Genomic DNA, 19,892 nt, shown 5'->3' with positions numbered 1-19,892 from the left:
GTGTGGGAGGGAGACATCGTGATGAGCGATCTGGAGGAAGCGATCGAAGCACTCCGTCTCGCTGCGAACGGGAAGAATGAACTGACGGCAAATACCTATTTTCGTTGGCAACTGAATACCCAGTATCCGACCGTCGCGGAAATCCTGATGTTATTTGGATCTTGGCAAATCGCGCTGGAACGCGCTGAAATCGGGCAAATCCGAGTGGTTTATACAAAATCCGACATCATCGAGGCATTACGAGCGGCGAAAGCGGAACTCGAACCATTCACGAGTGCGACATATCGTGAGTGGGCGCAACGGCATCAGGCGCCGAGCTTGACCGATATCGTCCATCAATTCAACTCGTGGCAGCAGGCATTATCAGAAGCAGACATTTTGAAGGAACGGGTCCAGGAGATGGAACGTCGGATCATCGAATCACTACTGGAAGCACAGGAAGCATTACCTACATTAACGAGTCAAGCCTATACGAAATGGGCGGTCGGAAAAAATCGGCCGACGGTAGCGACAATCGCACGACGGTACGGTTCATGGACGAATGCGCTAGAAATCATCGGCATCGAACTTCCGCGAAAACGGTGGACGGAAGAGGAAGTATTGCTCGTGTTAGGGCGAGCCAGATACGAGACGGAGCATTTGACGATTGCGAGCTACCAACGTTTTAGCGAAGGACAGGACGTACCGAGTATTGGTGTCATCACATCCCTGTTCGGGAGTTGGAGCAATGCAATCATGGTGCTTATGAACCAACAAGATTCGTAAATCGACTTGATTCGAAGGGGATGGAGATATGAAAAAATGGAAGTGGATTGTCTTGACCGTCATTGGCATCGGACTGCTCGTTCTCTTCGGATCAGGTGGGTATGTCTACCATCAAGCGAGTCAGACGCTCGAAGACGTCCAGTTGCCGGTCGAGGCAAGTGTCGAAGCGATTGAAGCGGTCGAACAAGAACGAACGATTTCCTTTCTCTTGCTCGGGGTCGACCAGCATGGAGATGAGGCGGGACGGAGCGATACAATCATCGTCGCAACGATTGATCCTGCGAGTGGGGAAAGTAAGATGCTCAGCATACCTCGTGACTTGAAAACAGAAATCATCGGAAATGGCTCACGCGATAAAATCAATCATGCCTATGCTTTCGGGGGGCCTGAAATGGCAATCGATACGGTCGAGAACCTACTCGATATCCGAATCGATTACTTTGCTGAAATCAATCTCGAGGGTTTTACAGATCTTGTTGACGCAGTTGACGGTGTCCGTGTTACGAACGACATCGATTTTTCGTATTACGAGATGCAGTTTCCGGTAGGGCAGCTCGACTTGAACGGAAAAGAAGCGTTGGCCTATGCACGGATGCGCTACGACGATCCTCGAGGAGACTTCGGTCGTCAAATCCGTCAACGTCAAGTCGTTCAGGCTGTCGCAGACAAATTGACGGCAGATTTTTCGCTCAGTCGCTTTAACGACGTACTCAGCGTGCTCGGTGAAAACGTCAAGACGAACGTCCCGTTTCCAGTCGTCCGGAAAATTGCGTTAGACTACCGTGATGCTTTGAAGAACGTCGAGACGTTATCGCTCGAGGGAAGTGGTGGAATCGAGTCGGATCAGATTTATTACTGGCATCCGACGGCGGAGTCACTGAAAGAGGTGCAAACGAGTTTGCAACAATCGTTGAGATAGAGCGGGGTTTTAAAGTGAACGGTGTCTGGGTTTTTGCTTGGGATCAAGACATCTTCCGAATCGGAAAGTGGAGTTAAGTGGCGGGAGAAATCGTAGTAGATCGATGCAAGTGGTACAAAAGATCCTTGCTTCCCGTGCTTTCCTCGGGCGAGGCGCAAGCCGTTGCTCCTTTCCCTTACAGGTCAAGGGGCAGGGTCTCGCCTGCCTCTGACAGCGCAAGTCACCTTGCGCTTATGTCACGATGAAGCGAATCTTTTTAGCTTTTCTGATAGAAGGAAACCCAAGGATTGAGTGGTGCGAAATGGAATGTCTTATGCGTCAAAAACGTAGTTGATCAATGTAAGTGGTGCGAAAGATTCTTACTTCCCGTGCTTTCCTCGGGCGAGGCGCAAGCCGTTGCCCCTTTCCCTTACAGGTCAAGGTGCAGGGTCTCGCCTGCCTCTGACAGCGCAAGTCACCTTGCGCTTATTCCCGTAGGAGTCACGATGAAGCGAATCTTTTTAGCTTTTCTGATAGAAGGAGACCTTACGAACCAAAAAACGTAGTTGATCAATGTAAATGGTGCGAAAGATTTTTGCTTCCCGTGCTTTCCTCGGGTGAGGCGCAAGCCGTTGCCTCTTGCCCTTACAGGTCAAGGTGCAGGGTCTCGCCTGCCTCTGAAAGCACAAGTCACCTTGTGCTTTTTCCCGTAGGAGTCACGATGAAGCAAATCTTTTTAGCTTTTCTGATAGAAGGAAACACTAGAAAGACTGTGATGCGTCGCGTTTCCTGACACGAATCGCTTTCGAGCGAAAGAGCAAGAAGGAGCGACCCTGCAGTGAAACGAAGCGGCGCGAAAGCTTGCCGCTCGGAGACGATTCGGGAAGAGAATGCGCGACGAAAACGCGAATACCTTACGAACCAAAAAACTTGCCGCTCGGAGATGATTCGGGAAGAGAACGCGCGACGAGAAACGCGGATATCTTACGAACCAAAAAGCTTGCCGCTCGGAGATGATTCGGGAAGAGAACGCGCGACGAGAAACGCGGATATCTTACGAACCAAAAAACGCGCTATTCCCTGTAAGCGTCAAGGGAACAGCGCGTTTTGTAGTAGCATGTGTCGGACATCATGATTGGACAGGTCGGCGAAGCGGCGACAATTTCAAGGCCGAGTAAACAAAGTAGAGAACGGTCACGATGGCAGCTGCGCTCCATAACAGTTGGTAGCTGCTTCCTGCCGTACCGAAACGAAGTCCGACGAGTGCAGGTACGATCAACGTCAACCAGCTGAGGACGAGTGCGACGCGTGCCGTCAATGCATCGACATTGCGGTTCAGTCCCATTCCGATGAAGAACATCGACCATAAGAGTGTCCAGAACAACCACGTCGTTCCGCTCATCCAGTCGCCTGCGCTAAAGCTGACGCCGGCATAGAAAAATGCAGCGATGGCGACGAACAGGGAAAACCAGCCGACGCCGCTCCCGTCGAGTCCGAAGATGAACGTGATGCCGACATACAGATACGTAAAGGCAAACAAATAAATGCTCGCATAGCCGAACGTCAAGATCGGATCACCTGCTGCACCGATGACGAGCAACGTCGCAACGAACGTTTGTAGTAATCCTGTCAACAAACTGAAGACACCGGCACTCTTTAAATCAACTTTTCCAAACAAGGACAAACTATTTAAAAAGAGCGCAACGCCCCCAAATAATAAACTTATATTTCCCACGGTCATACCTCCATTGAGACGTCAGACGTCTGATTGTGCTTTAACCATATGATGAATTCGCTTCCAATGCAAGTGAAATTTTAAAGGGAATCAGAACAAAAAAATCCCCTAGAAGCGTTTCCGAAGAAAGTCTCCTAGGGGACGGGCGATTAACGGTTTAAGACAGCGCGTAATGTCGTTTCCGTTTGTGGAAGTGTTCCTTTCAACGTAACGAGGCCGTAGCGCGTCGAACCTTTTTTAATGAAGAAGACACGCGTATAGGCAGATTCTGGTGTATACCCCGTCTTACTCGCATAGACACGCGATTCGTTTGGAAGCGACGTGTTCGTATGGTACCACGTCAACGTCCGGGCGTATGGTCCTTTGACGGTCGTTTTGTATGATTTTCGGCCACTGACGGTCATCAAGTAACTGTATTCAGCATACGTGTTAGCGAGTTTTTGCATGTCTGCTGCTGTCGTATAGTGACTCGCATGATAGAAGCCGTGCGGATTCATGAAGTGACTTGACGCCATACCGATTGTTTTGGCACGACTGTTCATCAACGAGACGAACTTCGATTCAGAACCTGCCGTACGGATGGCGATGGCTTTTGCTGCGTCGTTGCCGGAGCGAATCAACATCCCGTTCAACAGTTGACGGAGTGTGACTTTATCACCCGAACGGAATCCAGCCGTGCTGCTTCCAGCAGGAACGGCGAGCATAGAGTAGGTCAAAGTGAACGTTTGATCGAGCGTTCCTTTTTTGGCAGCGGCGTCATAAGCGACGAGGGCCGTCAACAGTTTTGTCGTGCTTGCCGGATAACGGCGTGTCGTACTGGCTTTTGACAGTTCATAACTTGAGGAGCCGAGTTTGAAATAACGCATCGAGGCGACGGGATAACTACTTGAAGTCGCAGGTGCACTTGTCGAGATTTTTTTCGCGACCTGACTCGAGACGTAATAATAGTTCACTTTCCCTTTTACTTTGTACCAACCATTCGAATAGGAAACGGCATTAAACTTCGAGTTGTATGTAGCGAGCCGTTTAATATTTTTAGAGGACGCGGTGCTTGGTGATGTACGGACGTTCGCACCATACTTCGAGTAGACGATGATTTTATACGTTTTCGTCGAACTTGCCGTGACTTTTTTCGCGACTTGATTCGAAAGGTAACGGTACGCACTACCATCTTTGATTTTGTACCAACCGTTTGAGTACGAGACTGCTGTGAACTTCGCTTTGTACGGAGCGCGACGCGTGATGGTCGCTGATGAACTCGTGCTCGGCTTCGTTCGGACGTTCGCCCCGATCGTCGAAGTGACGACGACCTGGTAACTGGCAGCTTGTGCGGGTAATGCCGGAAGACATAGGGCGACGAGCAGTAACAGTGTCAGTCCAATTCTGAGCGATACTTTCATAAAAATCTCATTCCCTCCTTGTTCAAATATGTCTCTAGCATAAAACAAAAAAAGGAAATTCTCTTTTTTTTCAAAAAACTAGAATTTTCTACACGCCAGGTATGAAACTACGTATCATAGGGAATGAGTAGAACAGAAAGAACTGAGGGGGATTTATTCATGAAAATTGCAGTCATTGGTCTTGGGGATATTGCACAAAAAGCGTACTTACCGGTCTACGCGGAGCGGTCCGACTTAGACATTTATCTTGTCTCGGAAAATCAAGACAAGGCGAAGCAACTGTGTGATGCGTATCGTTTTGCCGGGACACTGACATCGATTGATCAGTTAACGGAAGCAGGCATTGGCGTGGCGATGATTCATTCGGCGACGAAAGTGCACGCGATGCAAGCGAAACAACTGCTCGAAGCAGGCATCCATGTCTACATCGATAAGCCCGTTTCGATGGAAATCGAGGAAATTCGTGAGCTGACACGATTAGCAGGGGAGAGAGACTTGCACTTCATCACAGGATTCAATCGACGTTTCGCGTCGGCGCACCGGACGTTATTAGAAGTCGAACAACCGAATCTAATCGTCATGCAAAAAAATCGGATTTCGTTCATTGAAGATGCGAAACCATTCATTTTTGACGACTTTGTCCATGTCGTCGATACGTTACGTTTTTTGACAGGGTGCGGTAAAATCGAAAACTTGAGTGTCCGCGGGAAAAAGGTCGACGACTTACTGCATCACGTGACGATCCAGTTCGAAGCGAACGGGATCACGGCAATCGGAATCATGAACCGGAATAATGGTGTGACAGAAGAACGTGTCGAAGTCATGGGACCACATGAAAAACGGATTGCGACGGACGTGACGTCGGTCGATCAATTAACGAAAGCAGGCACGCTCCGTCGTCCGCTCGATAACTGGGAAGCGACACTCAAGCGGCGCGGGTTCGTCGAGATGGTCGATGCATTCATTGCGAGCGTTAATGGTGAAACGTCATCGTCCGTTACAGCGGAAGATAGTTTGGCGACCCATGAATTGTGTGCGGAAATCGTTGCCAAGTTTTGAACTACCTCCACCTACGCTACGCTAAGAGGTGGAGGATTCCTGAGTTATCCGACCTATCGGTCGAAACTTTATCAGGCTAACCCCGTCGTCCCGACGGTTGAGAGTTAATCTTGTCAGTTTCTTTTACACGGATGCCTACTTTGCTTGGTTTTCGCTACTTCGGTCATCCGCAAGGTGAACGTTGAAGATTTTACGTGACAGACGAACTCCCTGTCACAACCCTATATCTTCAGTTTTCAAAGAACATGACATTGATTTTATTCCTAATTTTGAGTGTTTTTAAACCAAGAATGTCGTGCAATTGACGTGTCTCAAGACACGTCTTGCCCGAAGGCGATTCATCTCCCACCTGTGCTGGGCTTCGCCCTGAGACGCTTAGAGGTGGGAGTATTCTCGCCTGATTTTGATAAAAAATCACACGACATTTCTTGTTCGCGTTATATTGGCAGACGAATGGGACTATTCCAGCTATCGGAATAGTCCCATTTTGTCATCTGTCTGTTTACGCATCATCTTTTAGTTGCTTCAAGTAATAAATCCGTTTTCCGCCGGGGCCTTCATATGTGATTTTTAAGGTCGTGCGGATGAAGCGGTAAGAGATGACACCTTCTGATAAAGGGACGCGGGCCGTCAAATCTGGTTCAAAACGGATTTCATCTGTTCCTTGCCGGGGTGCTTCTTTCATGCCGAAGTCATCATAGAGGAAGGTCGCAATCAGGGAGTGTTCGTCATCGAATCGAATTTCGATGTCACCTTGTCCGTCAAATTTTTCTTCGGACACTCCTGTATCCAACAGACTGCGATCGACTCGGTAGGTCGCTTCGAGGCGCGACAGGTCCTGTAACAACGCATCGACACCGAGACGGATTGAGACGGCCCGTTCACGAACGGTATGGTCATCCGGAAGATTAAGCTGTTCAATTTTTTTTGAGATGGTTACGACATCCTGCAAACGATAGCTGGCTAATGCCTGTTCGAGCTGCACCATCAAACGGGCGGGCTCGTTCATCTCGTCTTGATCGGTCGATAAATCGACCGCTTTTGTATATTGATTGTTGTCCAGCTCATCTTGAATCTGTGTTGTTGGATCTGATGTACAGCCGATCAAAAAGAAGGGCACCAATAAGAGCAATCGTTTCATGTGTTGACCTCCTTTCGCGTGATGGTCGTGATTTGAAGGTGGTCGGTATGCAGACGAACCGTATAGTGAACGTCATACGTCACGAACTGATTTTCCGGAACGGTAGCGATCTTATACGTTTCTGTCGTCTCGACTTCGAATGTCGTCCCTTTTGAATGGAACTGATTGAAATCAATCGTATGCGGGAGTGGCGTGATTGGATGATCGCTTACGGCGACGATTGCGCGAAGGGCATCGAACTCTGACTGGAATGCCTCAAGCGTTGTGAACTGAATCGCAGCAAACGTTTCAAGCGAATCATTTGCTGCGGAGTACGTCACGAGCTCCGGAATTGTTTGCGTATATTGGCGAACGAATTTTAGGACTTCATATGAAGTCGGTGGATTCTCTTTTGAATACGTTTGATTATAAGCACTGTCCTCATCTGTCCATTCAGATAAGGCGATTGGTTGGACGTTCGACGGATTGTCGATTTTCGTTGCCGTCGTCGGACCGAACCAAGACCAGGCACCGAAAGAGATGACGAAAACCGTCATGACAGCAATCGTCCAAAGCAGAGGATGTCGTTTCTTTGATACGTGTGACGATGAAGTGGATGACATATGTAGTCGTTTTTTTTCAGTCACAGGATGCTGGCAATGGGAGCAAGCTGTATCCTGTGATTTTAAAGGTGTTCCACAAAGCGAACAGCGTTCCATGCGACAGACCTCCTGTAAGAAAATAATTTCTTCAAACAAAAAAATATTATGAAAATTAAGTCCATAATAACATTAACTGGAAGCGGAATCAAAAAACGATGTCCGATTGATTCGAAAACGTCAGGAGTGATAACTGATGCATCATTTTATTATCAGCGATAGTTTCAAAGGCAGTTTGACATCGGAGGAAGTAGCGTTGACCGTCCAAAACGGGATTTTACAAGGGGATCGAGAGGCGACGATTGACTGGAGCCCGGGAGCAGATGGAGGAGAAGGAACACTTGAGATGCTGTTTGCAAACGGCTTTGTTCAAGCAGAAGCAGAAACAATCGATTTAGCAGGTCGTCCGATTCGGGCACAATATACCAGGAAAAATGAACAAGCCATCATCGAGGTGGCGAGAGTTTGTGGTCTTGGACAGGTTAGAGCAACCGATTTGCCGATCACTCTTCATACGAGAGGCGTCGGGCGACTCGTGCTCCGCGCGATGGAGGCAGGGGCAACAGAATTTTTTTTGGCACTCGGTGGGACAGGGACGACGGATGGAGGACTTGGATTTTTGTATGAACTCGGTGCAGTGTTGCTTGACGGACGAAGTCAACCGATTACTTGGACGGACAACCCTTTACTCGAGACGGAACAAATCATCTTGCCAAAGCTTGCCGTCAAACTTCACGTGTTGGCAGATGTAACAGCTGCTTATGCCGGAAAGCACGGGGCAGCGAAAGTATTCGGACTACAAAAGGGATTGACGGCGCGAGAAATTGATGTGCTCGATGTTCATCTCGAACGAATCGGTAACATACTCGGTGTCAACGAAGTCGCAGGTGCTGGTGCTGCAGGCGGGTTAGGTGGAGCTGTTGCGGCATTAGGGGCGGATATCTTGTCCGGAGCACTCTTTTTGTTGAATCAGATTAAGTTTGATCAACGGCTCGAAGCGGCAGATTACGTCTGGACAGGGGAAGGGAAAGTGGATGCGCAAACGGCACTAGGGAAGTTACCCGCAATCGTCGCTGAGCAGGCGAACGAAGCTTTAGTACCATGCGTGATACTTGCTGGTCATGTCGAACGTCCATACGCGCCAGCTTTAATCTGTGAATCGATTCATGATGCTGACGAATGCGTCACGTTAGACAGCGAATTATCCCGTTTGCGTCTCGCTCGTCGTGCTGAGCAAATCACGCGTCGATTAAATACGTGAATTCGAAATCTTAGCACGATTTTCAAAGAATAGGAATGAAGCCTGTCTAAGCTGGGTAAAAGACTATATATTACCATATCATTTGGAAGGCAGGTCACATTCATGATCAATCAATCGATTCAACTGTCATTTCGTCAAGTGCGGGCACTCGTCGAACATACACTATTATTATTTAAAGAGCTGGACCAGCAGTTGGCGAATCGAGGGTACGAACCGATTCTTCCTGATCTTGTACAGACCGAGCATGGCTTAAGCATCCATCAGACAAAAGATAGTGCCGAATCACTTGTCCCACATTTTTTGACGCGGTCGTACATCCGACAAAATGACAAGCACGTCCAACATGCGCTCGTCGTGTCTGTCCAATATACGCACCCGCTCCATGAGCGATTTGACCCCGTCGTACTGGTCGGCGACGTCGCGTTCAAACAACCGAAGCAGGTCGTGAAGTTGTTGACGGACAAACCGTGGTTATTAAAGTATGCCGCGTTTGAGTCGACGATCGCCAGTTCATTTGAACCGACGGGCGAACGCTTCAGCACGCAGCCGATTGAAGAAATTGAACGACTTGACGTCTGGGGACATTCGTTTACAGAAATGCGTGATGTCGAGGACGTGACACGTCTCGCGGAAGAGATGATTAAAGGACACCTTGAACCGGGCACACCTTAAATAGAAAAGACCACTGGTCAGATTCGCTGAAGAATCCGGCCGGTGGTCTTTTCGTGTTCAGACACGAACGAGTAAGCGTTCGATGGCTGCTGTCAAATCAGTTGGGTTCGTCTTCGGTGAGAAACGTGTCACTTCACCATCTCGCGTGACGAGGAACTTCGTGAAGTTCCATTCGACGTCGTCCGCACCGTCTGCGTTTGGTGCGGCTGCTTTTAGTTCGGCGAATAAGGGATGGGTCTGCGCGCCGTTGATTTCGACTTTTGAGAAGACAGGGAACGTGACACCGTAGTTGATTTGGCAAAATTCTTGGATTTCTTCATCCGTGCCCGGATCCTGCCCGGCAAATTGATTACACGGGAAACCGAGAACGACGAGACCCTGATCGCGATACGTTTGATGCAACTGTTCGAGTCCTTCGAATTGTGGCGTCAAGCCGCATTTACTGGCGGTATTGACGATCAGCCAAGCTTGTCCTTTGTAGTCGTCTAACGTCGCTGTCGTACCGTCGACGCGTGTGAATGAGTGTTCGTGTAACAAAAAAATTCCCCCTTAAGCTGTCTTACCTAACAGTGTACCAAATGAATGTCTGAAGCGCCGAAAACGTAAACTTTCAGATGACAGTTCCGTCACAAAGCGTCGTCAATCCCGTGTCACTGCCCCACAAGCGGCCTGATCTTTGTTAGAATAGTAAGTGAGTATGGAAGGAAAGGAGAGATGCCACATGAGAAAAATGTTGAAACAATCGCGTCATGTCATGATCGCGACGCTCTGTCTCGTACTGGTCGCAAGTTGTATTACGTTGTTGACCCTTGGATTCGAACGCGATATTGTGATTCTTGTTTCTGGAGTGGTTGCCCTGTGGGTAACGATGCTAGCTCCTTTGACGGTCCAAGCTAAAATGAATGAGCAATCATAATCATCGGTCAAAGAAAAAACGCTGTTTCCGCAATGACGGGAACAGCGTTTTTTTGTTGCGAAGCAAAGTCGTGTTTATCGTGCAAAAACTGGAATATCGAAGACGGCCGTATAACTGTCCATCTGTTGATAGAGGTTATAGAGTTGGTACGTCTGTTTTACAGCCCAGCCCATGTCTGTTGCATATTGATGGGAACCAGGGCGCGTCGGACTCCAGCGCATTTTGTAAAGCGTGTTTTGGTCGTAGGCATTATGGATGTACTTCGTGCTAATGAACTCTGCACCACCAATGATCGCTGCTTCCGGTGTGAACCAGCCTTGGCTGTACGCGTAAGCTGCGCCAGTATTGATCGCATCATAGTCATATGCACCGATTCCGTACATGTTGTAGACTTTACGTCCGTTCCATGTCACACCCATCGCGAGTGTCGACGTGCCGTTGCCTGTCTCAAGCATCGCATGCGAGATGAGGTATGCTTCATTGACTGCATATTTTGAACCTGCGTCGATGAAAGCTTGTCCGCAACTTCCTGTCGTACATTTTGCAAAGATGCCTTTTGAACCGATGACTTTATCGAGCGTCGCGGCAGAAGCACCCGTCGACTTCGATAAATCAAGGAATTGATAGAATGATTGTGAGTTACGGTCGACCTTCAATGGATCAGCGATATCACGGACGTCTGACTCGAGTGCATTTAACCACTGGATTGTCGAGTAGTTCGAAGATGAACTGTAGACGCGTGGATACGTCGTATAGAAACCGCTGACGTTTTGGTAGACTTTAATCAAGTTGTTTGGATTGAACTGACCATAGATGTGACTCGCTGTCGTCGCGCCTGAGCGGATGTTGAGCGGTGTCGTCGCTGTGACGGTTGCAAGCGTCCCGTAAACGGGGTCGAGTCCACCACCGAGTCGGACGTAACCAGCACTGACATACATGATCTTATTTTTGTACAGATCCGTTTGTGGTGATGGATACAATTTCATTTGTGCACTGATGAAACTGTCGAACGTGTACGGTGTCGCAACTGAGTTGTAGACGTTCAATTTCGATGATGTCGTGACGAGTGTGCCATTATACGCATAGCCTGTTTTACCATCGTAGCTGACTTTATACCAGTTTCCGATTTGACCAGTGACGGTCAGGACGATGTTTGCAGGAATCGTCTTTAAGACGTTGTAAGAATCACCAACGTACGAGCGAAGTGACGTAGGCGCAGTTGCTCTTACATAAAGCTTGTCTTTTGCCGTGTAGCTGATTGGTGACGTCGCTTGACCGAGTTTGACGTACCCTGTTTTCCCATTGACCGTGATTTTATGCCACTGGCTGTTCGTGAATGTCGTGACGAGTGTCGTCGTGTAGTAAACATTTCCGAAACCTAACGTCGTGACAGTTGTTGCCGTATCATCCGGAGATGATTTGACGGCAATGGCACTGTTCAGCAAGAAGCGTGAACCTGTGATTTTTTTCGTTTCGAGATGCTCTTTCAGTGTAGCGCTCGAAGCATAACCCGTTTTGCCATTGTAAGTTACTTTGACCCATTCACCAATCTGTCCGCTTAGCGTCACGACTGTGTCAGTCGGGATCGTCGTGAGTGTTGCGTATGATGATCCAGCGTACGAGCGAATTGGTGTTGCAGCTGTCGCTTCATACTGGTGTAAAGGTAAGCTGTTGTATAAGATCGGTGTTCCTTGATTGATCTTGACATAACCTGTTTGTCCGTCGATTGACATACGGTGCCACTTCTCATCGTGTCCATTCGTGACGAGCTGCGTCGTATAGTAGACGTTTCCAGCCGATAGTGTCTTGATCGTATCAGCAGTCGAATGATGACTTGCTTTGATTTCGACGGATTTCGATAAGATGAAGCGTGAAGAAGACAAGGATTGCTTCGTGATTAATTCCGTCATTGTAGCAGAGTCGGCATAACCCGTTTTTCCATCGAACGAGAGTTTGTACCACTCGTTGATTTTGCCTTTGATCGCTAAGATCGTTCCTGCCGGGATTGCTTTAATGACGTCGTAAGATCCGGCGTAAGAGCGGAGTGACGTCGTTGCAGTCGTCTTGACATTCAAGTCTTCTGACGCATAAGAGACGGGCGTTCCTTGGTTAACAGGGATGTAACCTGTCTTACCGTCTTTTGTGACACGGTGCCATTTAGCTGAGCCGTTTGTGACGACTTCAGTCGTGTAATAAATGTCATCCTTGCTGAACGTCGCGACTGTCGTTGCTGACGATTTTGGTGAAGATTTGATGGCGACGTCAGTTGAAAGTTTGAAACGGACACCTGGTATTTTTTCAGTCGTGACATGATCGGCAAACGTTGAAGCTGCTGCATAACCTGATTTGCCATCATACGTGATTTTGTACCAGCTGCCGATTTGACCTTTAATTGCGATGACCGTACCCGTCGGAATCGTTTTGACGGTCGCATATGAAGGACCGGCATAGGAACGAAGTGCCGTCGGAGCAGTCGTTTTTAAGGAGAGATCCGTCAGTGCTTTATAAGCAATCGACGTTCCTTGATTGATTTTGACATACCCAGTCTGACCATCTTTTGATACTTTGTGCCATTGTTCGCCAATCGCGTTCGTCACCAAGTATTTTGTATAGTAGACATCACCTGAGTGGAATGTCGCTTTTGTAGAACTCGTACTGGATGGGGTCGCTTTAATTTCAAGCGACTTCGTCATCATGAAACGAGAAGAAGCGATTTTAGCAGTCGACGTATACTCAGTGAGTGCCGTCGTTAATACATAGCCTGTTTTTCCGTTGTATGTAACACGGTGATAGAGACCTGATTTGACGGTCGATTTGACGAGAGTACCGCTTGGGATCGTCAAAAGCGATTTTTTACTTAAGTCCGTCGCATCATAAAGCGACGTCGTGAGCTTTAATTTGAACGTTGTTTCTTGGATTGTCGTGACGTTTTGTTTAGAGGCGCCAAGGAATGCCTCTTTGTACATATAACCGGATTTTCCGGCATAGGATACTTTGAACCAATCCCCAATGCGACCTGTCGTCTTTAAGGACGTCCCGCTCGGAACGACGAGTTCACGCGGGAAGCCTGTTCCTGCGTATTGACGAAGGCTGTACGCATCGGTCGTCTCATACGTCGTATCCGTCAAACGTTGATAGCTGATCGGATTTGCGTTGAGCGCTTGAATGTAGCTTGTTTTTCCGTCGTACATGACGCGATACCACACTTCACCGTAAGGATTGATGACCTTTTGAGAAGTGTAGTAGACATCGTTTGCATCGAGTGTCGCGATTGTTTTCGCGGTCGTCATCGCAGATTGATGGAGCGTCATCGGTTTTGAAATGGCGAAGCGTTGCCCACTGATCGATTGTTTTTGATAGTAGGGTGTTAAATATTTTGACGCGACGTATCCCGTTTTTCCGCCGTACGTTACTCTTCTGAAATAGCCAGAAGTAGATTCATACGTGGATGAAACGATTGTTCCGGTCTTGATCGTCAACAAGCGTTTCCGGGAAGATGTCGTCCGGTCATACAGATAACTATCTGTAGACAGGCGATAAGTCGTCGCTTTCGTCGTGGCGGCCTCAGGTGCTTTAGTATACGTAAACAATACGCCGAGGACCATGATGAAGCTGACGAGCATCTTCAAGGTTTTCGTGAATAGTGTCGTGTTCAAAGAGCATTTCCTCCTAGTTAGAATTCGTCCGGGGACGTTTCAGGCTCTAGGGTGTCGATTCTAAGGTGTAAGATAAGTGTTCCTATCTCTACTATCGACAATAAAACATTTATCTAAAGTAAAATTAGAATTTTTTTGAAAATAGGGGTTTAGATTTTTGAAAAACCCTTCTGTTTGTAGAAAACAGAAGGGAATGATTGTTAGAGGTCCAATTGAGCGAGGAGTTCGTCGAGGTTTGTCGTCGGTTGATCGCACGTAAAGTCGTGGCACAGATAGGCTGTCGGCTGACCCGCGATTAACTGATAGTCTTCGATAAATGGAGCGATTTCCAGTAGTTCTGCTTTTTGGCCGACGAGAAGGGATAACTCCGGGTGACGGTGTTTGAAGAGGCGCCGAAGATACGGTTCGACCTTCGTCATGTCGTCTGCTAACACAATCAATTCTTGAGGTTTCATCATGATACGGCAATAAGCGCTCATTAATGAAGCATAACCGGTCGGTTGTTGCTTGATATCTTCCGCGACCGATTGAAGGATACGGTGCGCCGTCTCGAGGTAACGCGAGTCTCCCGTCAATTGGGAGAGGCGGAATAAGTTCAAGGTCGCTGTGCTATTACCAGCCGGTGTCACACCGTCATAGACTTCCTTCGGTCGAATCAACAGGCGTTCTGCTTCTGACGCCGTGAAGAAAAAACTACCGGACGGATCGCCGAACGCTGAAAGCATGACATCCGTCAGGCGACGAGCCTGTTTAAGGTACGGTACTTCTTGTGTCGTAAGATGTAACTCGAGATAAGCTTCCGCGAGAAAACTGTAGTCGTCGAGAAATCCTCTGCCTTGAGCGTGTCCTTCTCGATAGCTGACGCGTAAGCGGCTACCATCGAATAAGTGGTGCTCGATGAAGGTGAGCGCGCGTTTGGCAACGGTCGTATAATGCGGGTTTCCTAAAATCCGTCCTGCTTTTGCAAAAGCGGAAATCATTAACGCGTTCCATGACGTCAAAATCTTATCATCCCGAAACGGTCGAGTTCGATGCGCGCGGTGTGCAAAGAGTTGTTGCCGTTCGTGTTCAAGTTGGCGCACGACATCTGCGACGGGGCGTGCTACTTCAGCAGCGAATGCGTGGAGATTTTGATTTGAACGGTGAAACACATTCCGTCCTTCGAAGTTCCCGTTTGGTGTTGCACCGTAATACCGCGGGAAGAAGGCTTCTTCACCTAGCAGTTGTATCAGCTCATCATAGGAGAAACTATAAAATAGTCCTTCGTGACCGTCACTATCCGCATCTTCTGCCGAGTAGAAAGCACCTTCGTTCGATAACAGGTCACGTTCGACATACGTGAAGATTTCTTCCGCGTACTGTTTGAAGCGGTCATTCCCGGAAGCTTGATACGTCTCGAGGCAAAGGGTCGCGAACAAGGCATTATCGTAGAGCATCTTTTCAAAATGGGGAATCACCCAAGCGGCATCCACGGTATAACGATAGAGGCCGAAGCCGACTTGATCGGTGATGCCGCCGTCATGCATCGCAGTCAGCGTCCGCATGACCATCTGGAGTGCCGCCTCGTCTTCCGCGTACTGGTAATAATCGAGCAGGAACGTCAACAGGGACGGAGACGGGAATTTCGGTGCGCCGCCAAATCCGCCATGCGTGACATCGAATTGGCGCATCGCTTGGTCGAATGTTGTGTGTAACAGTTCCTCATCCAGCGTGCCGTGCTGCTTGACCGTGCTGACATCGAGCAACGCCTGTTCGATTTGTGTACCGACCCGTTTAATTTTTTGCGGATCCGTTTGATAGTGTTCGCTCAGCTGAAGCAGGACTTGTCGGAAACTCGGGCGGTTGAACTGGGGTGTCTTCGGAAAATACGTCCCGATATAAAACGGAACTTGTTCCGGCGACATGAAGACGCTGAGCGGCCATCCTCCTTGACCGGTCATGATTTGGGCTGCCGTCATGTAGATTTGGTCGATATCCGGTCGTTCCTCCCGATCGACTTTAATCGAGATGAAACGTTCATTCAGCATCGTTGCCGTTTCGTCATCCTCGAAACTTTCATGGGCAAGGACGTGGCACCAGTGACAGGTCGAATAACCAATCGATAAAAAAATCGGTTTATTTGCTGTCCGGGCGGCAGTGAAGGCTTCTTCTCCCCACGGATACCAATCAACCGGATTGGAAGCATGTTGTTGCAGGTAAGGGCTTGTTTCGTGAATCAACCGGTTTGTCGGCATAATGTGTACCTCGTTTCTTCTATAGTATTTGTATCTTTACGATAGCGATTTCTAAGGTCTGTATCAACTTGATTTAGTCAAAGAAATCTAGAGATAAAAAAAGATTGACTTTGTAAAATATTTTGTGTTATATTAAGACATGTCATGAATCGGGGATGATCACTCATGTGAGAATCTTTAACCCACAATACACAATTTAATAATCAGGTCAGGATTTTTAGACCTTAACTGACAATCGAGTCAGACATAAGTCATCGCTTTTATTTTGTCCTTCTTCTTTAGGGAAGAAGTTGACCCAGCAAGATAAACCTTCCATTCGATACTTTTCAGCTCATCCGAGCGAAACTCTAAAAATCCCAGTAAATGCGTAACCTAATACGCAACTTGATTCTTGCTAAAACGCTTGATTCAGCTGGCGCGGCCAAGGAGCCGTAACAACGAAAGAGAGGTAGGGCTTTCGTCGTTTCAGGTGTTTTGATCACCTGTGTCCTCGATTCCACTGACAACTAATGTAAAAGAAACCAACACGCTGAGAAGGCGTTTTTTTTATGCCCTTTTTTAACCTGCTAACGGTGGGAAGACATCCATTGATGAGAGTGACTCCAAAAGATAATTATAATAAAAGCGAACGATGAAAATTTGTAAGCGATACCATTATTATCATTTACGAAGGATAACATGTTTTTTTACGAAAAATATACACTTTTCCAAATTATTTCTGATATTATAAAGAAGTGTCAGAAAATTAAATAGGGGGTCAACATCATGAAATACGGAAGTACGTTTGGTAAGTGGGCATTGGTCGGAGCATTAACAGCAGGTATTCTTCCGCAGGCAGGCATCATCGTAGGGGCAGAGGGCGAAGGCGTCATCCTGTCAGAGTACATAGAAGGATCGAGCAATAACAAAGCGATCGAGATTTACAATGGTTCGGGGCAAATCATCAATCTCGCTGACTATACACTCGTACAGTATACGAATGGTGGACCATCTGAATCAAAAATCACGCTTTCCGGAACGATTGACCCGGGGAAAACATTCGTCATTGCAAACTCAAGTGCAAATGCTGACATTAAAGCAAAAGCACAACAAACGACAGGATCACTGAACTTCAACGGTAACGATCCCGTTGCCCTGAAAAAAGGAGATGTCGTCCTCGACATCATCGGACCAATCGGATCAAGTGCGGATTTCGCGAAAGATACGACGCTCGTCCGTAACACGAACGTGACGACCGGTTCAAAAACATATGAACCGTCACAATGGACAAGCTTCCCGGTCGATACATTAACAGATTTAGGATCACATAAAGCAGAAGCAGGTGATATTCTCGTTGCACCAACGGCTGACCCAGTCGGCGAAGTTGAGCGTGGTGATAAAGTAACGCTTACAGGGGAAGGGACGATTCACTATACAGTCGATGGATCAACACCGACAGTTGAAAGTCCGGTTTACTCAGAGCCGATCACAATTAATGAGGAAATGACGATTCAAGCAGTCGTCGTCAAGAATGGTAAAACGTCAGCCGTTTCGACGTTCAAATATTACATCGCACCACCCCTCACGAAAATCAGCAGTATCCAAGGAATTGCACATTTGTCTCCATACGCCGATCAACTCGTCCGGACGACAGGTGTCGTCACGTATATCGTGGATGCAAACAACTTCTACATGCAGGATCCGAATCCGGATAATAACAGTAAGACATCTGAAGGTATCTTAGTGTATTCGAAAAACCACGGAGCGGCAGTCGGACAAAAGGTCGCGACAACTGGATATGTGAAAGAATGGCTATTAGGTGGATATAGTGATAAAGCGGAGACAGACTTGCCTGTAACAGAGCTCAGTGCTGTCAACCTCGTTAAAGGAGCACTTAACGAAGGATTACCTGCAAGCATCGTCCTCGGTGGGGACGGCGTCTTGATTCCGACGGATGTCGTCGATAACGATGCGTTCGCGAACTTTGATCCGGAAGAAGATGCAATCGACCTGTATGAAAGTGTCGAAGGGATGCGTGTCGCACTTCCGAACGCCATCGTCACAGGTCCACAAGCAAACCGGACGATTCCGGTCCGGACGCAAACAGCAGACAAAGCCTACACGAAACGCGGTACACCAATCTTGACGGCAGACAACGTCAACCCGGAACGTCTCTTCGTCGAGATGGGCAGTTCGTCATACCGTGCGAAATCAGGTGACCGTTTTGAAGGAACGATTGAAGGCGTCATGAGCTACAACTACTCTGCTTATAAAGTCTTGTCAAAAGCAGCTGATCTTCCGAAACTCGTCACGAGTGAAATTGATCGTCAACCGACGAACATCGAAACAGGAGAGTCACGTTTGACGGTCGCATCGTATAACGTCGAAAACTTTGCTTCGACAGCAGACGCCGGGAAAGTTGATCGTGTCTCGGAAGGGATTGCGACGTTCCTCAAAACACCGGACATCGTCGGTTTGACAGAAATGCAAGATAACGATGGTGCAGTTGATAGCGGAACAGTCGATGCATCCAAATCATTTGAAACATTGATTGCAGCAATTGAAGCGAAAACTGGCGTTAAGTATGCGTATACAGACATCGCACCAGAAGATAAAAAAGATGGCGGACAGCCAGGCGGAAACATCCGTGTCGGCTTCTTGTATAACCCGGAGCGCGTCTCACTTGCACCAGGTAAAAAAGGAACGGCAACAGAAGCGGTTTCGGTCGAAAACGGCAAGTTGACGAGTAACCCGGGACGGATTCAACCGCTCGACCCGAACTTCGCAAGTTCACGGAAGCCACTCGTCGGGGAATTCCTCTTCAAAGGGGAGTCGTACCATGTCATCGTCAACCACTTTAACTCTAAAGGTGGCGACGGAGCAGACTTCGGTAAAAATCAACCGGTCGTACGTAAGAGCGAAGTACAGCGTCATGCGATTGCGACAATCGTCCAAGATTTCGTCAATGAACTCGAAACAGAAGTCAAAGACTCGAATGTCGTTGTTCTTGGCGACTTGAATGACTTCCAGTTCTCGAAAACACTCGACATCCTCAAAGGAAAGAACTTGTGGAACACGGTCGATGATCTTCCGAAATCAGAACGTTACTCGTACGTCTATAATGGTAACGCACAAGTACTCGATCACATCTTAATCTCGAAAAATTTAAAACGATATACGTCATCAGATATCGTCAACATCAACTCGGATTATATGGAAGCGGACGGAAGTGCGAGTGACCACGATCCAGCCATTATTTCAATTCAAGGTGCTGAGAGTGCCGTTCCTGTTAGAGGAAAAGCCGAAATTGGAAAATGGCGTGCTGTTCAAAAAGGAAAGCACATCGTCATTGAACGAAAAATTGCAAAGCGTTGGTTGAAAGTGAGTGAAACACATGGTCAGCAACAAGGTGAATTACTCGAACTTCGTGTTTCGAAAGGCCTGCCATACATTCTCGTGAAGACGAAAAAAGATGGGCAGAATTGGCTTGAGCTTTCAAAACGCTACAAATTAACGACTTCTGATAAATTTCAATAAA

General features: G+C 47.8%; 14 protein-coding genes. 7 read left to right on the top strand and 7 right to left on the bottom strand.

What is annotated here, in order from left to right; translation table 11 throughout:
- The first annotated feature begins 21 nt into the window (after nucleotides 1–21).
- The gene (locus A0126_RS12580) at nucleotides 22–765 is read left to right on the top strand and encodes a hypothetical protein (RefSeq protein ID WP_088837877.1); all 744 of its coding nucleotides are present in this window, start codon (nucleotides 22–24) and stop codon (nucleotides 763–765) included.
- A gap of 28 nt (nucleotides 766–793) precedes the next feature.
- A complete protein-coding gene (locus A0126_RS12575; protein WP_088837876.1) occupies nucleotides 794–1,684 on the top strand; it encodes an LCP family glycopolymer transferase in 891 nt (296 codons plus the stop codon).
- A 1,108-nt stretch (nucleotides 1,685–2,792) separates the two neighbouring features.
- Here A0126_RS12575 and A0126_RS12570 read toward each other — a convergent pair.
- A complete protein-coding gene (locus A0126_RS12570) occupies nucleotides 2,793–3,404 on the bottom strand; it encodes an AmiS/UreI family transporter (RefSeq protein WP_369834727.1) in 612 nt (203 codons plus the stop codon).
- A gap of 143 nt (nucleotides 3,405–3,547) precedes the next feature.
- Nucleotides 3,548–4,798: an SH3 domain-containing protein gene (locus A0126_RS12565; protein WP_088837874.1), complete on the bottom strand. Its 1,251-nt coding sequence runs from the start codon at nucleotides 4,796–4,798 to the stop codon at nucleotides 3,548–3,550.
- A gap of 159 nt (nucleotides 4,799–4,957) precedes the next feature.
- Here A0126_RS12565 and A0126_RS12560 point away from each other — a divergent pair, with 159 nt between their 5' ends.
- Nucleotides 4,958–5,857: a Gfo/Idh/MocA family protein gene (locus A0126_RS12560; RefSeq protein WP_088837873.1), complete on the top strand. Its 900-nt coding sequence runs from the start codon at nucleotides 4,958–4,960 to the stop codon at nucleotides 5,855–5,857.
- Between the two features lie 502 nt (nucleotides 5,858–6,359).
- Here A0126_RS12560 and A0126_RS12555 read toward each other — a convergent pair.
- Nucleotides 6,360–6,998, bottom strand: coding sequence for a hypothetical protein (locus A0126_RS12555; protein ID WP_088837872.1), 639 nt, complete (start codon nucleotides 6,996–6,998; stop codon nucleotides 6,360–6,362).
- A complete protein-coding gene (locus A0126_RS12550; protein WP_088837871.1) occupies nucleotides 6,995–7,696 on the bottom strand; it encodes a zinc ribbon domain-containing protein in 702 nt (233 codons plus the stop codon). The genes A0126_RS12555 and A0126_RS12550 overlap by 4 nt, the downstream gene beginning before the upstream one ends.
- A 136-nt stretch (nucleotides 7,697–7,832) precedes the next feature.
- On the opposite strand from A0126_RS12550, the gene A0126_RS12545 reads away from it, so the two are divergent.
- A complete protein-coding gene (locus A0126_RS12545) occupies nucleotides 7,833–8,897 on the top strand; it encodes a glycerate kinase (protein WP_088837870.1) in 1,065 nt (354 codons plus the stop codon).
- Nucleotides 8,898–8,999: 102 nt separating this feature from the next.
- Nucleotides 9,000–9,569 carry a hypothetical protein gene (locus A0126_RS12540; RefSeq protein WP_088837869.1) on the top strand — a complete coding sequence of 190 codons (570 nt, stop codon included), beginning with the start codon at nucleotides 9,000–9,002 and terminating at the stop codon, nucleotides 9,567–9,569.
- Nucleotides 9,570–9,626: 57 nt separating this feature from the next.
- Here the strand turns inward: A0126_RS12540 and A0126_RS12535 are convergent, their stop codons facing one another.
- A complete protein-coding gene (locus tag A0126_RS12535) occupies nucleotides 9,627–10,106 on the bottom strand; it encodes a glutathione peroxidase (RefSeq protein WP_088837868.1) in 480 nt (159 codons plus the stop codon).
- Nucleotides 10,107–10,290: 184 nt separating this feature from the next.
- Here A0126_RS12535 and A0126_RS12530 point away from each other — a divergent pair, with 184 nt between their 5' ends.
- Nucleotides 10,291–10,485 (top strand): hypothetical protein, encoded by a 195-nt coding sequence (locus A0126_RS12530; RefSeq protein WP_088837867.1) that lies wholly within the window; start codon nucleotides 10,291–10,293, stop codon nucleotides 10,483–10,485.
- 74 nt (nucleotides 10,486–10,559) lie between these two features.
- On the opposite strand, the gene A0126_RS12525 is transcribed toward A0126_RS12530, so the two are convergent.
- The gene (locus A0126_RS12525) at nucleotides 10,560–14,141 is read right to left on the bottom strand and encodes an SH3 domain-containing protein (RefSeq protein WP_088837866.1); all 3,582 of its coding nucleotides are present in this window, start codon (nucleotides 14,139–14,141) and stop codon (nucleotides 10,560–10,562) included.
- A gap of 200 nt (nucleotides 14,142–14,341) precedes the next feature.
- Complete coding sequence (locus A0126_RS12520) at nucleotides 14,342–16,375, bottom strand: thioredoxin domain-containing protein (RefSeq protein ID WP_088837865.1); 2,034 nt, start codon at nucleotides 16,373–16,375, stop codon at nucleotides 14,342–14,344.
- 765 nt (nucleotides 16,376–17,140) lie between these two features.
- On the opposite strand from A0126_RS12520, the gene A0126_RS12515 reads away from it, so the two are divergent.
- Entirely contained in the window at nucleotides 17,141–19,891 is a 2,751-nt protein-coding gene (locus A0126_RS12515) for a chitobiase/beta-hexosaminidase C-terminal domain-containing protein (RefSeq protein WP_088837864.1), read from the top strand.
- Nucleotide 19,892: the final 1 nt, after the last annotated feature.

It is taken from the genome of Exiguobacterium sp. N4-1P (assembly GCF_002214325.1).
Note: the sequence above shows the minus strand (reverse complement) of the source record. Positions and strands in the feature narration are given on the sequence as shown.

Excerpts from the sequence above, each read along its gene's own strand:
- A0126_RS12545 (WP_088837870.1), top strand. The coding sequence starts at position 7,833 with ATGCATCATTTTATTATCAGCGATAGTTTCAAAGGCAGTTTGACATCG.
- A0126_RS12560 (WP_088837873.1), top strand. The coding sequence starts at position 4,958 with ATGAAAATTGCAGTCATTGGTCTTGGGGATATTGCACAAAAAGCGTAC.
- A0126_RS12550 (WP_088837871.1), bottom strand. The coding sequence starts at position 7,696 with ATGGAACGCTGTTCGCTTTGTGGAACACCTTTAAAATCACAGGATACA.
- A0126_RS12575 (WP_088837876.1), top strand. The coding sequence starts at position 794 with ATGAAAAAATGGAAGTGGATTGTCTTGACCGTCATTGGCATCGGACTG.
- A0126_RS12570 (WP_369834727.1), bottom strand. The coding sequence starts at position 3,404 with ATGACCGTGGGAAATATAAGTTTATTATTTGGGGGCGTTGCGCTCTTT.
- A0126_RS12530 (WP_088837867.1), top strand. The coding sequence starts at position 10,291 with ATGAGAAAAATGTTGAAACAATCGCGTCATGTCATGATCGCGACGCTC.
- A0126_RS12555 (WP_088837872.1), bottom strand. The coding sequence starts at position 6,998 with ATGAAACGATTGCTCTTATTGGTGCCCTTCTTTTTGATCGGCTGTACA.
- A0126_RS12520 (WP_088837865.1), bottom strand. The coding sequence starts at position 16,375 with ATGCCGACAAACCGGTTGATTCACGAAACAAGCCCTTACCTGCAACAA.
- A0126_RS12565 (WP_088837874.1), bottom strand. The coding sequence starts at position 4,798 with ATGAAAGTATCGCTCAGAATTGGACTGACACTGTTACTGCTCGTCGCC.
- A0126_RS12540 (WP_088837869.1), top strand. The coding sequence starts at position 9,000 with ATGATCAATCAATCGATTCAACTGTCATTTCGTCAAGTGCGGGCACTC.
- A0126_RS12515 (WP_088837864.1), top strand. The coding sequence starts at position 17,141 with ATGAAATACGGAAGTACGTTTGGTAAGTGGGCATTGGTCGGAGCATTA.
- A0126_RS12580 (WP_088837877.1), top strand. The coding sequence starts at position 22 with ATGAGCGATCTGGAGGAAGCGATCGAAGCACTCCGTCTCGCTGCGAAC.